The sequence below is a fragment of the Kitasatospora sp. NPDC096204 genome (genome assembly GCF_044763205.1).
In the GTDB taxonomy this organism is placed as follows: domain Bacteria; phylum Actinomycetota; class Actinomycetes; order Streptomycetales; family Streptomycetaceae; genus Kitasatospora.
Genome location: NZ_JBIWFT010000031.1, coordinates 89,303 through 104,470 on the forward strand (window position 1 = coordinate 89,303; position 15,168 = coordinate 104,470).

Genomic DNA, 15,168 nt, shown 5'->3' on the forward strand with positions numbered 1-15,168 from the left:
GCGGCGCGACGGCACTGTGGGGGACGACGTGGGAGGAGCGACGGCGGCAGGCCGGCGAGCCGACGGTCCGCCAAGGACCGTCAGTGGCGCGGGGATCGGAGGCCGGTCACCGCCGACGGCCGGAAGCAAAGCACCGCCGCCGAAACCGGGTCAACGACGGAGAAGGTAAGACCAGTCCCAAGGAAGGCCCACGTGAACGTATCGAACGTCAAAAGCCCCCAGCTGCGGCCCGGTCGATGCGCGTAGCGCAGCGGAATACCAACAGTTGAGAGGCGGCTCTACACCGTATGGGCCGGCGGAGCGCCGTCAGGGAGTGCCCGAGGGGCCCCCGACCTCGCCGATCCGCATGATCCGGCCGTGGGAGTCCAGCACCACGTCGTAGGCGTTGCCGTGGCAGCCGTACGGTTCGGCCGGCTCGCGCTCGGCGAGGCAGTCGTCGAGGTGGGCGATCAGCTCGTCGAGGGGGACGGCCGCGGCCGGGGTGTCGTGCGGGGCGTCGCGCGGGCCGTCGACGAGGGTGGCCGTCACACCCGCCGCCGCGAAGCCGTAGTGGACAGGGCTGCCGGCGGGCTCGTAGCGGGCGGAGCCGCAGCTGAAGCGGGCCGGGCCGGCGGTGAGTTCGGCCGGGCCGGCGGCGACGACGAGGAGGACCTGATGGCCGGGCCGTTCGGTGGGCACGGCGCACTCGGCGACGGCGGAAGACGCGGCGGAGGCCCCACCGGACGAAGCGGCGGACGAAGCGGCGGAGGCCCCGCCGGAGGCCTCATCGGGAGAAGCGGCGGAGGCCCCGCCGGAGGCCTCATCGGGAGAAGCGGCGGAGGCGGAGGAGGCACCCCCGGTCGGGCCCACGGGCGAGTAGGCCTCCTCGTCGTCCTCCTCGAAGAGGAACCCGTCGTCCTCGTCCAGCAGGTCGTCCGCGCCCTCGTCGGCCCGCGCGGCGGCGGAGGCGGCGGCCACGGTGGAGCCGGAGTCGGCGGGCGTGCAGGCGGTGAGCGCGGCGGCGGTGCCGCAGACCAGCAGGGCGGCGGCGAGGAGCATGCGGGGCGTGGCCATGGCACAAGTCTCCCCGGGCGGTGGCGGTGGTCGGTAATCACCTGACACGCGCGGGGCCCGGACCGCGGTTCCCTCCCCCGCCGGATGTGCGGATCCGGCGGAGGAGGGAAGCTGTTGAGCGGGTGTCAGGCCGCGACCGGCCGAGCGGGGGTCAGGCCGCGACCGGCCGACCCGCCTCGTACGCCTCCCGCACCCGGGCCTGCGCCTCGGCGCCCGCCGCCAGGTGGTCCAGGCCGAGCAGCGCCGCGCCCAGCACCGGCGGGGCGACGACGACCCGCGGCTCGGCCAGCGGCGCGGCCTCGGCGAGCCGGGCGGTCAGGTTGTCCAGCAGCAGCGGGTGCCGGGAGGCGAGCACGCCGCCGCCCAGCACCACGGGGGCCGGGGTGTCCAGCAGCTGCAGGCGCCGGAGCGCCACCACCGCGAGCCGGACGATCTCGTCGGCCTGGCGGTCGATCAGCTTCAGCGCCACCTCGTCGCCCTCGCCCGCGACGGCGAACAGCAGCCGGGCGATCTCGTGCAGCCGGGCGTTCGGCAGGTGCCCGAGGTGGACGGCCTCGGCGACGGCGCCGGCGCTGGGCAGGCCGAAGTGCTCGGCGATGGCCCGGGCGAGCCCGGTCGGGCCACCGCGCCCGTCCTCCGCGCGGACGGCGTGCCACATGCTGGCGACGGCGAGCCCGGAGCCGCCGCCCCAGTCGCCGGTGAGCTCGCCGAGGGCGGGGAAGCGGGCGGTGCGGCCGTCGGGCAGCAGGCCGACGCAGTTGATCCCGGCGCCGCAGACCACCGCGACCCCGCGCGGGCCGTCGGTGCCGGCCCGCAGCAGGCCGAAGGTGTCGTTGACGACGGTGTTGCCGGCCCCCCAGGGGTGGGACTCCAGCGCCACGCGCAGGGCCTCCTCCTCGACCGGCAGGTCGGCGTTGGCCAGGCAGGCGCTGACGTGGCTGGTGAGCACGCCGCTCCAGGCCGGGTGGCCGGCCGCGGCGGCGGCCTGCTCGACCAGCGGGGCGAGGCCGGCGACCGCCGCGGCGCCGCCGATCTTCTGCGGCGCGAAGCCGCCGCCGCGGGCGGTGCCGAGGATACTGCCGTCCGCGCCGATCAGGGCGACGTCGGTCTTGGAGTTCCCCGCGTCTATCGCGAGGACGCCGGGCAGGAGTGGTTCGGGCTGGTGGGTCATCAGGTCCCCGCGGCTCGTACGTGGCCCGGGCCGTGGTCGTCGGCCGGGTGCCCGGCCGTGGTCGCGGCCGGGGAGCCCGGCCGAAGGGTCCCCGGCCGGGGGTGGACGGTCTCCTCACGGCGCCCGCCCGCGGCCCTCTCTGGCCGTCGGGCGGGCAGCCGGCGGGCACAGGTCAGGCCCAGGCGAGGTGCTCGCGGTTGTGGGCGAGCAGCCGGTCCGTGAGCTGGTCGGCGAGTTCGATCTGGCCGACCAGCGGGTGGGCGAGCAGGGCGTCGAAGACCCGGTCGCGGCCGCCGCGCAGGGCGGCGTCCAGGGCGAGGTGCTCGTACGAGGTGACGGCGGCGATCAGGCCGGCGTACAGCGGCTCGACGGGCCGCTGCGGCAGCGGGCGCACGCCCCGCGCGTCCACCTCCGCCGGGACCTCGATCACGGCGTCGTCCGGCAGGAAGGGCAGCACGCCGTCGTTGCGGGTGTTCACCACCTGCACGGAGGTCCCGCCGCCGGTGCCGAGCAGTGCGGCGATCAGCTGGACGGCGGCCTCCGAGTAGAAGGCGCCGCCGCGCTTGCCGAGCAGCTCGGGCTTGGTGTCCAGGGCCGGGTCGGCGTACAGCTCCAGCAGCTGCCGCTCGATCTCGGCCACCTGCGCGGCCCGCGAGCCCTGCTCCTTCAGCTCCGCCACCACCGCGTCGTGCTGGTAGAAGTACCGCAGGTAGTAGGACGGCACCACGCCGAGCCGCTCGATGACGGCCTGCGGCAGGTGGAGGTCCTCGGCGATCTCCTTGCCGTGCGAGGCCAGCAGCCCGGGGAGCACCTCGCGCCCGCCCGCGGCGCCCGGGGCGTCCAGCAGGGTCACCCCGCGCTCCCAGGTCAGGTGGTTGAGGCCGACGTGGTCGAGCCGGACCAGCTCCGGGTCCACGCCCAGGTGTCCGGCGAACTTGCGCTGGAAGCCGATCGCGACGTTGCACAGCCCGACGGCCTTGTGGCCGGCGGTCTGCAGGGCGCGGGTGACGATGCCGACCGGGTTGGTGAAGTCCACGATCCAGGCGTCCGGGTTGGTCCGGCGCACCTGCTCGGCGATGTCCAGCACCACCGGGACGGTGCGCAGCGCCTTGGCGAGCCCGCCGGCGCCGGTGGTCTCCTGCCCGACGCAGCCGCACTCCAGCGGCCAGGTCTCGTCCTGGTTGCGCGCCGCCTGCCCGCCGACGCGCAGCTGGAGCAGTACGGCGTCGGCGCCGGCGACGCCCGCCGCCAGGTCCGTGGTGACGGTGACGACGGCGGAGTGGCCCTGCTTCGCGAAGATCCGCCGGGCGAGGCCGCCGATCAGTTCCAGGCGCTCGGCGGCCGGGTCGATCAGCACCAGCTCGCCGATCGGCAGGGTGTCGCGCAGCCGGGCGAAGCCGTCGATCAGCTCCGGGGTGTACGTCGAACCCCCGCCGACGATTGCCAACTTCAGTGCGGACATCAGCCCTTGACCCCTGTCAGTGTCACGCCTTCGATGAAGGCCTTCTGCGCGAAGAAGAAGAGGATGATCACCGGCGCCATCACCAGCAGGGTGGCGGCCATGGTGAGGTTCCAGTTGGTGTGGTGCGCGGCCTTGAAGGACTCCAGTCCGTAACTGAGGGTCCAGGCCTCGTGGTTGTTGCTGGCGTAGATCTGCGGGCCGAAGTAGTCGTTCCAGCAGTAGAAGAACTGGAACAGCGCGACCGCCGCGATGGCCGGCTTGGCCATCGGCAGGACCACCCGCAGCAGGGTGCGCAGGTCGCCGCAGCCGTCGATCCGGGCGGCCTCCAGGTACTCCTTGGGGATGGTCATCAGGAACTGGCGCAGCAGGAAGATGGAGAACGCGTCGCCGAAGGCCATCGGGATGATCAGCGGCCAGAGCGAGCCGTCCATGCCCATCTGCTTGGACCAGAACAGGAACATCGGGATGACGGTGACCTGCGGGGGCAGCATCATCATCGCGATGACCCCCATCAGCGCGAGGTTGCGGCCCCGGAAGCGGAACTTGGCGAGCGCGTAGGCCACCGGGAGGCTGGAGACCACGGTCAGCAGGGTGCCGAGACCGGCGTACAGCAGGGTGTTGCGCCACCAGACGAGGAAGCCGGGGGTGTCCCAGACCTTGCTGTAGTTGCCCCAGTTCCAGTCGGTCGGCCAGTAGTCGGTGGTGAGCGCCTGCCCGTCGGACATCACCGAGGTGAGGAAGACGAACACGAAGGGCAGCAGGAAGAACAGCGCGGCGGCGATCGCCACCGTGTGCACGGCCACCCAGCTGAGGAACGCGCGGCGCCGGGCGGCCCGGGCGGCGGGGCCGCCGGACCGGGAGGGGACGGCCGTGGCCGGCCCCTTGGTGAGTGTGGTGCCAAGGGTCATGATCGGGTCCTCCCGGGCCGCTAGTCGTCGCTCGCCATGAAGCCGGAGCGGCGGCGGAGCAGGATCGAGGTGACGGCCATCGAGATGGCGAACAGCACCACGGCGACGACGCAGGCCGCGCCGTAGTTGTAGGTCTGGAAGCCGAGCTTGTAGACCATCTGCGGCAGGGTCCAGGTGGAGCCGCCGGGGTAGCCGGGCTCGAACTGCTGGCCGGAGCCCCCCGCGATGCCGCTGGCGACCTTCCCGGCGACGATCGCCTGGGTGTAGTACTGCATGGTCTGGATCACCCCGGTGACCACCGCGAACATGATGATCGGCGAGATGTTCGGCAGGGTGACGTACCGGAACCGCTGGAACGGGCCGGCGCCGTCCAGCTCGGCCGCCTCGTACTGCTCCCGGGGGACGTCCAGCAGCGAGGCCATGAAGATGACCATCAGGTCGCCGACGCCCCACATGGCGAGCAGGGTGAGCGCGGGCTTGGACCAGTCCTCGGAGGCGAACCAGCCGGGCTGCGGCAGGCCGAGCTCGCCCAGCAGGTGGTTGACCGGGCCGGTGCCGGGGTTGAACAGGAAGGCGAAGGCGACGGTCGCGGCCACCGGCGGGGCCAGGTACGGCAGGTAGAACGCGGTGCGGAAGAAGCCGGCGCCGGTCTTCACCTTGGTGATGAGCATCCCGACGCCCAGGCCGAAGGCGACCCGAAGGCTCACCATCACGACGACCAGCCACAGGGTGTTGCGCAGGCCCTGCCAGAAGGTCGGCAGGTGGTTGAAGACGTAGTCCCAGTTCTTCAGGCCGCTGAAGGTCGGGGTGCCGAAGCCGTTGTAGGAGGTGAAGGAGAAGTAGACGGTGGAGACCAGCGGGTAGACGAAGAAGACGCTGAACCCGATCAGCCAGGGGGAGAGGAAGGCGAGGGTGCGGGCCGCCTCCCGGCGGCGCTTCCGGCGCAGCAGGTGCTGCGTGGAGGGCGCCGCCGGGCTGGTCGGTTCCGCGCCGGCCCGGTCGCCGTTCCCCTTGCGGGTGCCGAACGCGAGTGACATGGGAGCTCCGTGGACCGTTCCCGGCCCTTACTTGGCCTGGGCGATGTCGGTGTCGATCTGCTTGGCCGTGGCGGCCAGGCCCGCGGCGAGGTCACCCTGCTTGCCGGACTCGTAGTCGTAGCCGAGGTTCTGCAGGGTGGTGATGTAGGAGCCGCCGTTGACGGCCGGCGGGGTGGTGCTGGAATGGGCGTTCTTGGCGACGTCCAGGAAGGTCTTGGAGTTCGCGTCGCTGACCAGCTTCGGTGAGTCGAGCGCGGCGAAGGTGCTCGGCACGTTGTGGATCGCGTTGGCGAAGCTGACCACCGCGTCGGTGTCCGTGGTCAGGTACTTGACGAACTCCCAGGCGGCGGCCTGCTTCTTGCTGGTGCTGGCGATGCCGACGATGGTGCCGGTCTGGTAGCCGCGGCCGTAGGTGTCGGCCTGGTCGTCCGGGACGGGGAAGGCGGCGGTGGCCCACTCGAAGTCGGGCTTGTCCTTGGCGAGCGAGGCGGTGCGCCACTCGCCGTCCATGATCATCGCGACCTGGCCGGTGTTGAAGGGGTTCTTGGCGCTGAACTCCTCGCCGAAGGTGGCGCGGTACTTCTCCAGCTTGGCGTAGCCGCCGAGCTGGTCGACCATGCCCTTCTGCCACGTGAGCATCGCGGCGACCTTCGGGTCGGTGGCGATGTTCGACTTGCCGTCGGAGCCGAAGTAGCTCGCGCCGTACTGGCCGAGGTAGTGCTCGGTGGTGGACTCGTAGCCGTGGTACAGCGGCATGAAGCCCAGCTGCTTGTACGAGTCGCCGTCGGGGGCGGTCAGCAGGGCGGCGTCGGCGGCGAACTCGCTGAAGGTCTTCGGCGGGTTGGCGATGCCGGCGGCGGCGAAGGCCTTCTTGTTGTAGTACAGGCCGTAGGCGTCGCCGAGCAGCGGCAGCGAGCACTGGTTGCCCTGGAACTGCGTGTAGTCGAGCATCGTCGCCGGGAAGGTCTTGGCCGGGTCGATTCCGCTCTTCTGCAGCAGCGGCTTGAGGTCGACGAAGGCCTTGGTCGAGCAGAACATGCCGACGTTGTTGGTGGTGAAGGAGGACACCACGTCCGGCGCGTCCGCGCCGCCCGCCCGCAGGGCCTGGTTGACCTTGTCGTCCGCGAGGCCGTCCACCGCCTTGACGTGGATGTTCGGGTGGGTCTTCTCGAACGCGGCGATGTTGTCGTTGATCGCCTTGACCTCGTTCTCCTGGCTCCAGCCGTGCCAGAAGGTGATGGTGACGTCCTTGCCGCTGGCCGAGTCGTCGTTGCCGCCCGCGTCGCTGGAACCGGTGCAGGCGGAGGCGAGCAGGGCCAGGACGGCGCTGCCGGCGACGGCGGCGATGGTGCGGCGGCCCCTGTGGGACGTGGTGGCGTGCACTTCGGGATCCTCCTGGGGGTGCGCGGGCAGGCCTCGTTGCCTCGGGTCCCGCGTTCGGGGGTTGGGGAGAGGTGGGGTGCAGGTGGCGAGGTGACAGGGGGAGCGTCAGTGGGTGCGTCGGGTTGGCGCGTCGGGTGGTGCGTCAGTGGGTGGAGAAGACCGCCTCGCGGGCGTCGGACAGGGCACGTTGCAGGGCGCCGAGCAGCACCGGGGAGCCGGGCAGGCCGCTGCTGCGGACCTCCGGCCGGGCGATGGAGATCCGGGCCAGCTCGTCCTCGACCAGCGCGCGCAGCCGCTCGCCGCCCGCGCTCGGCACCACACCGGAGAGAACCACCAGCTGGGGGTCGACGACGGCGACGATCACCGCCAGGCCTACGGCGAGCCGCCCGGCCAGCTCGGCGAGGAAGTCGTCGCCGGCGCCGGGGGTGGCCAGCGCCCTGGCGACGGACTCCTGCGCGGTGGCCGCGCCGAGCCCGTGCTCACGGGCCAGGGCCCGCACGGCCGGTGCGCCGACCAGGGCCTGGAACCCGCCGAACTTGCGGCGGCGGGCGTCCCACTCGACCGGCGAGTCGGGCAGCGGCATGTAGCCGACCTCCCCGGCGCCGCCGGTGAAGCCGCGGTGCAGCCGCCCGGCGATCACGATCGCCGCGCCGACCCCCGCCCCGGCCCAGAGCAGGACGAAGTCCTCGAAGCCGGCCGCGGCGCCCGAGGACTGCTCGGCGACGGCGGCCAGGTTCACGTCGTTCTCGATCGACACCGGCGCGCCGATCGCCTCGGTCAACTCCTCGACCAGCCGCGGCGAGTGCCAGCCCGGAAGGTGGGAGGCGTAGCGCAGCTTGCCGGTGACCGGATCGGGGGCGCCGCCGACCCCGATCGCCACGGTACGCAGCGCGCCCTCGGGAATCCCCGAGGCCCGCACGGCCTCGGCGACGGCGGCGGCGACCGCCGGGACCGTCCCGGCGGCCGGAACGCCCTTGGTCGGCACCGCGTGCTCGGCCCGCGTGGTGCCGGTGATGTCGGCGACGGCGACCCGGATCTCGCTGTTGGTGACGTCCAGTCCGGCGACGTACCCGGCGGCCGGATTCACCTGGTACAGCCGGGCGTTGGGGCCCGGGCCGCCCGCCGTGGTGCCCACCGGTAGGACCAGTCCGGCCGCCTCCAGTCGGGACAGCAGCTGTGAGGCGGTGGGCTTGGACAGCCCGGTGAGGGCGCCGATCTGGGTGCGCGACAGCGGCCCGTTCTCCAGCAGCAGTTCGAGGGCGGCGCGGTCGTTGATGGCGCGCAGCAGGCTGGGGGTGCCGGCGAGGGGGGCCTTGGCGGTGCTCTTGGTCATGCCGGAATCCTCCTCGTTCGGCTGGTCGGGAGAACGGTCGGGGAAGGACGGGGAAGGGCCTGGCAGAGGCTTGAAGAACTGTTAGGAAACTTTCCAGTCGCTTGGGAAGGACCGTAAGGGCCGTGTCAGCGGGGTGTCAATGGTCGGTGGAGCGGAGGATGCCGAAGCGTTACCGGACGGCCTCCGGACAGCACGAGGCCCCGCCCCCCACCGTGCTCGGGTGGGAGCGGGGCCTCGTGGACGGGTCCGGGTCGCCGGACGGCTACGGCTTCGAGGGGTCGTCAGCCCCCTTCGCCACCGGGATCGGATCGGTCGCCCGGTAGCGCGGCGAGCCCGGGTCGGCCAGCGCGGACGGCGCGGCCTGCTCGGCGGCCGGCACCGGTGAGGGCGCGATCACCACGCCGGTCGCCCCGGCCGTCGCTGCCGGGACCTCCTCCTTGACCTTGATCCCGGCCTGGTCGAAGGCCACCTTCAGCCGCTGGCGCAGCGCCCGGGAGACGGCCGCCGCCTTGCCCGGGGCGGTCCGGGCCTCGATCCGCACCACCACCGAGTCCGAGGCGACCGACTCCACGCCCAGGATCGACACCGGCGCCCAGATCAGCTCGTCGTACGGGGCCTCCTTGGCCATCCCCTCGGCCGTCGCCAGGATCAGGTCCTCGACCCTGACCAGGTCCTCCTTGTACCCGACCTGCACGTCCACCGAGGCGGTCGCCCAGCCCTGGCTCATGTTGGCGATCCGCTTCACCTCGCCGTTGCGGATGTACCAGATCTCGCCGTTGCCGCCGCGCAGCTTGGTGACCCGCAGGCCGACCTCCAGCACCGTGCCGGTGGCCACCCCGGTGTCGATCTCGTCGCCGACGCCGTACTGGTCCTCCATGATCATGAAGACCCCGGAGAGGAAGTCGGTGACCAGGTTGCGGGCGCCGAAACCGATCGCCACACCGGCCACACCGGCGCTCGCCAGCAGCGGCGCCAGGTTCACCCCCAGCGCGGAGAGCACCATCAGCGCCGCGGTGCCCAGGATGCTGAAGGAGGCCACGCTGCGCAGCACCGAGCCGATCGCCTCCGAGCGCTGCTGGCGCCGCTCCGTGTTCACCACCCCGGTGTTGGCCAGCAGCCCGCCCAGCCGGCTCTCCTCCTGGTTCTCCGAGGAGCGCGCCATCCGCCCGATCAGCTGGGTGATGAGCTTGCGCACCACGGCCCGCAGCACCAGGGCCAGCATGATGATGAAGACGATCCGCAGCCCCGCGGCCAGCCAGCCCTGCCAGTGGGTGTCGAACCAGCTGGCGGCCTGCCGGGTGGTGTCCGAGACCTCCTGCGCGCTGGTCGGTATCCGCAGGTCGAGCTCGGGCAGCTGCGCGGTGGGGCTCGGGGCCGGCGTCGGGGGGGAGAGCGTCGAGGACGCGTCGGACGGACCGGTGGCACCGGAGCTGAACACGTGCGGGCCTTCCTGACGGGGGTGCGGTCCGGCCCGCACCGCCGACGAGCGGCCCGCGGACCGAGAGCGTTAGCCTATCCGCCACCGTCTGCCCGGCCTGACGCGCCGGGAACCTCCCACGAGCGTGCCCGAGGGCGTACGGAGCGTTCCGAACGCCCCGTCAACGCCCCCGTACGCTCCCCGCGCACCGGCGCCACCTGGCCGCCCGGGGCAGTCGGGGCGCTGCTCCGGACGGCCGAACCGTGCCCCCGGAGGGCCACCCGGCAGGGTCACCGGGGCGCACCGCACCGCCACCCGGGTGCAACCCGACCTTCCCCGGGCATACCGGCTATGACAGAGACCACACCCGGAGTTCAAGTCAGGTCCGTTACACAGGAGTGGTGGCGCCGTACAAAGGCGTAAGGCGACACTGGGGGAGATCGCGCACGCGTGGCGCGGTCCAACCGCTCGTCCCGGCGCGAGCCACGCGCCGCAGGCGTCCAAGGAGGCATCCGTGCCGCATGTCCTGGTCCTCAACGCGTCCTACGAGCCACTCGGCGTCGTATCGATGCGCCGCGCACTCATCCTGGTCCTCAACCACAAGGCGGTCAGCCTGGAGGACTCGGGAGTCACTCTGCACAGCGCCACCAGCGCCCTTCCGGCGCCGTCCGTCGTCCGACTGACCCGCTTCGTACGGGTCCCGTTCTGCGGGCCCGTCCCGCTCACCCGCCGGGCGCTGTTCGCCCGCGACCACGGCCGCTGCGTCTACTGCGGGGCCGCCGCCACCAGCGTCGACCACGTCATCCCGCGCAGCCGCGGTGGCCAGCACCGGTGGGACAACGTGGTGGCGGCCTGCCGCCGCTGCAACCACACCAAGGCCGACCGCCACCTCACCGAGCTCGGCTGGCGGATGAAGCGACCACCCGCGCCGCCCAGCGGCCTGGCCTGGCGCATCATCGGCACCGGGATCAAGGACCCGCGGTGGCGGCCCTACCTGGAGCCCTACGGCGGCGACCAGCTGCGCGCCCCACAGTGGGGCGAGTACGAGCACCACGACCATACCGAGCAGCCGGTCCACCCCGTCCCGCTCGGCCGGGCGCACCCCGCCCACCCAGCCCCCGTCCGCCGCGGCGAGCAGCCCGAACCGCTCTCCGCCTGACCGCAGCTCCACAAGGGCCCGCCCGTCACACCGTCGGTACGCGCCTCATGGGCCGCCGAGCCCCCCGCGCAGGGGAGCCGGCGGCCCGCCGCGTTCTCCGGGCCCGGCCGCGTTTCTCGGGCTCCTGCCCGGCTCCTGCCCGGCTACGGGCTACGGCTGAGGCTGCGGGCTACGGCTGCGGCTACGGCTTCTGCGCCGTCGCGGGAGGCGCCGCGGGGCCGCCCGGCACGCCGCCGGGCTGGGCGGGCTGGCCGCCGGCCGGGGGCTGCGGCGCGGCCGGCGGGGTCACGGCGTACAGCTCGATGCCGAACAGCGAGTAGCCGTACTTGGTCGCCCGCGCCACGCCCTGCACCCGGACGTACCGGACCCCGGGCGCGTCGAAGCGGACCGTCTCGTCGCCGCCCCTGCCGTTGTCCACCGTCGCCGCGTTCGTCCAGGTGTTCCCGTCCGTCGAGACCTGGATCCGGTACGAGACGGCGTACGCGGCCTGCCAGTGCAGCACCGCCGCGCCCAGCCTGGTCGGCTGCGGCAGCTCCAGCCGCACCCAGGCGTCGTCCTTGGCCGGCGAGGACCAGCGGGTCTTCGGATCGCCGTCGTTGACCGCCGAGGCCGGGAAGCCCGCCGTCTCGTCGCCCGAGGAGGTGGCCTTGGCGCCGGGCGCCAGGTCGGGACCGCCGGTGGGCGGCACCACGTGCACCTGGAGCACCTGCCGGACGGTGGTGCCGCCGGCCACGAACTGCACCGGCACCTGGTACGTCCCGGACGGCGTGTCCGCGGCGGCGCTCACCAGCAGCGGCACGCCCACCCGGCCGCCGCGCGGCACGGTCACCGGGCCGGCCGGGGTCACGGTCAGGCCCTTGGCGGCGGCCGGCACCTCGGTGCGCAGCTCGCCGGTGGTGCCCTCGGGCCGGCCGGCCTCGACGGTGGCCCGGGTCGTCACCGGGGCCGGGGCGCCGGTGACCACGTCCAGGGCCGGGTCGGCGAGGCTGAGCCGGGCCGCCGGGGCGTCCGCGTACCAGGGGATCACCTGGTTGACCACCGGCGGGTCGCCGCCGGGCCGCCAGGTCAGCCGGAACGCGTCGGCGGCCAGCCCGCCGGCCGGCAGCTCGTTGTAGCCGGGCTGCACGGTGCCGAGGTCGGCCCAGGTGCCGTCGGCCCGGCGCACCGCGAGGGTGGCGGTGGCGTGCACGGCCGGGTCGGTCAGCACGGTGAGCCGGTCCAGCGGACGGGCCGCGCCGAGCTCGACGACGAGCGGCTCGTCCATCGCCGTCGGCGCCTTGGCGGCCCGGTACGCGGTGTCCGGGTTGCCGTCCAGCACGGCGGCGGCGGAGGAACCGGGCGCCGCGTCGGGACCGCCGCTGACGCTGGCCGGGGACTCGTCGGGGGCGGTGACGGTGAACTCGCGCACCGCGACGGCGGTCTTCTGCGCGGTGGTGGCCCGCAGCCGCACCGCCCGTACCACGGTGCCCGGCGGGAGCTGGGCGCTGACCGTCTTCTGGTTCCTGACCGCGGCGAGCTGCTTCCAGCCGCCCTCGCCGGTCGTGTACTCCAGCACGCCGTCGCGGATGTAGTCGTCCGAGGCGGTCCGGGCGTCCGGGCCGTTGCCCCAGCCGCCCATCAGCACGGTCACGCCGCTGACCGGGCGGCCCGCGCCGAGGTCCAGGCCGACCGCGTCGCCGGGCTGCGGGGGAGCGGAGCTCCAGTAGAAGGTCTCGGCCACGCCGTCGGTCATCAGTGCGGGCAGGTGGTCCTGCGCGGTGCCCATGGTGGTGGTCGGGGTGACGGCGCCGCCGCCCACGCCCGCCCAGTTGTCGGCGGCGCGCACGGCGCGGTCCAGGAACGGGCCGAGCACCCCGGTGCCGACGGTGGCCGGGGCCCGGTCCAGCTGCTCGCGCAGCCGGTTGAGCTCGACCCGGGCCTTCCAGGCCGCGGTGCCGTCGCCGCCGCGCTGCGCCAGCAGCATGTCCAGGGCGGCCTGTCCGGCCAGCCCGTAGTCGCGCAGCGGGCCCAGCCAGGGCGCGGCCTCGCCGGCCAGCTGGGCGGTGGCCGGAGTGCCGGCCAGGGTCTGCTGGGCGGTGGCCATGGTGGCGAAGGCCTCCCGCAGCGGGGCGGCGGCCTCGACCAGGCGGGCGACGTCGGGGGTGGCGCCCGAGGTGGGCTCGGCGGCCGCCCAGAACCGGTCCAGCAGTGGTGTCAGATAGCCGGACTCCTGCTTGGACAGCGGGGAGGAGGTGCTGTTCCCGGCCAGCGCGGTGACCGCCGACAGAGCCGTCCCGGCGGGTGTCGGGGCGGCACCGGTCGGCCCGGCCAGCGAGCGCACGGCGGCCTGCCAGGACTCCTCCGGCTTGTACCCGGCCGGGTTCCAGGCGAAGTCGCCGGCCGTCGAGAGGGCGATCCGGGACGCCACCGGCTGCTGCATCGCGCCGGTCAGCAGCGCCGCCGAGCGGGTGGCCACCTCCGGGTCGCGCCCGGCGTAGGCGCCGAGGAAGAGCCGGTCCGGGGTGGCGTCGTTGACCGGGTAGTTGTCCATGGTGAGCAGCGGGTGCCCGTACAGCCCGGCGGTGTCCGAGGCCTGGGCGCCGGTGATCTTCTCCGGGATCACCCCGACCCCGCTCCACGCCACCTGGACGCCCTCCGGCAGCGCAGCCGCCAGCGCCTTGCGGTACGGGGTGGCGCCCTGCTGGTGGTACTCGGTGGGGACGACGGACAGCGGCGCCAGGCCCGGGTTCCGCGCCACCAGCCGGTCCTGCACCTTCTTCACCAGCTCGGCCTGGGCCTTGGCGGCCGCGGCGGGCCCGGTGCCGTACTCGTCGCGGTCGTCGCCGCAGTGCCACTCGTCGTAGCTGACGTCCAGGAACTGCAGCTGGAAGGCGGTGAAGCCGAGCCCCCGCAGCCCGTCCAGCTTGTTCACCAGCGCGTCCACGTCCTTGCCGGAGCTGAAGCAGAGGGACTGCCCCGGGTCGATCGCGTAGCCGAGCGTGACGTGGTTCTGGCGCGCCCGGAAGCCCAGCTCGCGCAGCTCCTCGGCCTGGGCCGCGGGGTAGGCGTTGCGCCAGCGGGAGAGCCGGTACGGATCGTCACCGGGCGCGTAGAGGTAGAAGTTCTGCTTGGAGCGGCCCAGGAAGTCGACCTGCTCCAGCCGCTGCCGGGCGCTCCACGGGGTGCCGTAGAAGGCCTCGGCGGTGCCGCGCACCGGCGCGCCGGTCGGCCAGTCCCGCAGCGTGATCCCGGGCAGTCCGAGCCCGGCCGCACCCGGCGCCTGCCCCTGCCCGGCCGGTACGGCGGCGAGCAGCTGACGCAGGCTCTGCGCGGCGTAGAACGTACCGGTGGCGTCCACGCCGGACAGCACCACGGCGCCGTACGTCCCGCCGCCCTGGGCGGGCAGCTGACCGACCGACAGCACGTACCCGCCGGCCGGCATCCCCGCGGTCGAGGGCGCGGCGTCCTCCCGGCCGCCCGCCGCGACCGCCAACTGGCGCAGCACCCGGCCGGTCTCGCCGCCGGCGCCCTCGGCGGGCCCGCCGACGTACACCACCAGCGTGCCGGCGGCCGGCGTCCCGCCGTCCGGCTGCGGCGTCACCTCGGTCGCCCCGGCGACCTCCAGCACCTCGTGGACGGCCCGCACCGCGCCCTGGTCCACCTTGGGCGCGGTCACCAGCGTCACGGCCGACGGCACCGCGACGGGCCTGCCCGCCACCGTCTGCTGCTGCGGCTTCGGGAACACCTTCGGGTCGGTCACGCTGCCCAGCGGCGTCTGCGGCGCGGCGCCGACCACGTCCGGCGCCGAGGCCGCGGCGGGTGCCGCGTACGCCGTCGACGGCACCGAGCCGGCCAGCAGCCCGCCCACCACCGCCGCGGCCGCGACCCCGGCGGCTATCTGTATCGCCCGCCGCCCCGGCCGCCCGGCGGCCCGCTCGGCCCGCTCCTCCCGCACGGACGCCAGCAACGGCTCCGTCCCCTTGAGATCGGCGATCAGCCGGTCCGCCGTACGCGGCGCCAACTGACGGCACGTCCGCGCCGTCAGCTGGCGCGCCGCCACCGCCGCGGGGTGCTGCACGACGTCCCGCAACGCGGGACTCTGCTCCAACTGCGACCGCAGCCGCCGCCCGGCCGCAACGGACACTCGGGCTTGCACAGGAGCCTCCTCGCCAGGCCACGACCACATCTCCGGCAACCCCACCAGCTGGCCGACCCGGGTGTCAACGCCGTCGACTGATATGCCTGAGTTGCCCTGTTCCTCCCTCT

At 73.9% G+C, this 15,168-nt stretch carries 10 protein-coding genes; 1 reads left to right on the forward strand and 9 read right to left on the reverse strand.

Features of this window, described 5'->3' with window-relative positions; all coding sequences use genetic code 11:
* Positions 1-306: 306 nt before the first annotated feature.
* The 8 genes from ACIQ87_RS28975 to ACIQ87_RS29010 all read right to left on the reverse strand — a co-directional run bounded on the left by ACIQ87_RS28975 (position 307) and on the right by ACIQ87_RS29010 (position 9,785).
* Entirely contained in the window at positions 307-1,053 is a 747-nt protein-coding gene (locus ACIQ87_RS28975; RefSeq protein ID WP_402412057.1) for a hypothetical protein, read from the reverse strand.
* 151 nt (positions 1,054-1,204) lie between these two features.
* Complete coding sequence (locus tag ACIQ87_RS28980; RefSeq protein WP_402412060.1) at positions 1,205-2,224, reverse strand: N-acetylglucosamine kinase; 1,020 nt, start codon at positions 2,222-2,224, stop codon at positions 1,205-1,207.
* 172 nt (positions 2,225-2,396) lie between these two features.
* Complete coding sequence (locus tag ACIQ87_RS28985) at positions 2,397-3,686, reverse strand: 6-phospho-beta-glucosidase (RefSeq protein ID WP_402412063.1); 1,290 nt, start codon at positions 3,684-3,686, stop codon at positions 2,397-2,399.
* Entirely contained in the window at positions 3,686-4,594 is a 909-nt protein-coding gene (locus ACIQ87_RS28990) for a carbohydrate ABC transporter permease (protein WP_402412066.1), read from the reverse strand. Before ACIQ87_RS28990 ends, ACIQ87_RS28985 begins: the two co-directional genes overlap by 1 nt.
* A gap of 20 nt (positions 4,595-4,614) precedes the next feature.
* Positions 4,615-5,631, reverse strand: coding sequence for a carbohydrate ABC transporter permease (locus ACIQ87_RS28995; protein WP_402412067.1), 1,017 nt, complete (start codon positions 5,629-5,631; stop codon positions 4,615-4,617).
* Positions 5,632-5,658: 27 nt separating this feature from the next.
* A complete protein-coding gene (locus tag ACIQ87_RS29000; RefSeq protein ID WP_402412070.1) occupies positions 5,659-7,014 on the reverse strand; it encodes an ABC transporter substrate-binding protein in 1,356 nt (451 codons plus the stop codon).
* A gap of 142 nt (positions 7,015-7,156) precedes the next feature.
* The gene (locus tag ACIQ87_RS29005) at positions 7,157-8,347 is read right to left on the reverse strand and encodes an ROK family protein (RefSeq protein ID WP_402412072.1); all 1,191 of its coding nucleotides are present in this window, start codon (positions 8,345-8,347) and stop codon (positions 7,157-7,159) included.
* Positions 8,348-8,609: 262 nt separating this feature from the next.
* Entirely contained in the window at positions 8,610-9,785 is a 1,176-nt protein-coding gene (locus ACIQ87_RS29010; RefSeq protein ID WP_402412075.1) for a mechanosensitive ion channel family protein, read from the reverse strand.
* A 493-nt stretch (positions 9,786-10,278) separates the two neighbouring features.
* Between ACIQ87_RS29010 and ACIQ87_RS29015 the strand changes: the two genes are divergently transcribed.
* Entirely contained in the window at positions 10,279-10,923 is a 645-nt protein-coding gene (locus ACIQ87_RS29015) for an HNH endonuclease (RefSeq protein WP_402412078.1), read from the forward strand.
* 181 nt (positions 10,924-11,104) lie between these two features.
* Here ACIQ87_RS29015 and ACIQ87_RS29020 read toward each other — a convergent pair whose 3' ends face one another.
* A complete protein-coding gene (locus ACIQ87_RS29020; RefSeq protein WP_402412081.1) occupies positions 11,105-15,058 on the reverse strand; it encodes a beta-N-acetylglucosaminidase domain-containing protein in 3,954 nt (1,317 codons plus the stop codon).
* Positions 15,059-15,168 lie beyond the last annotated feature (110 nt).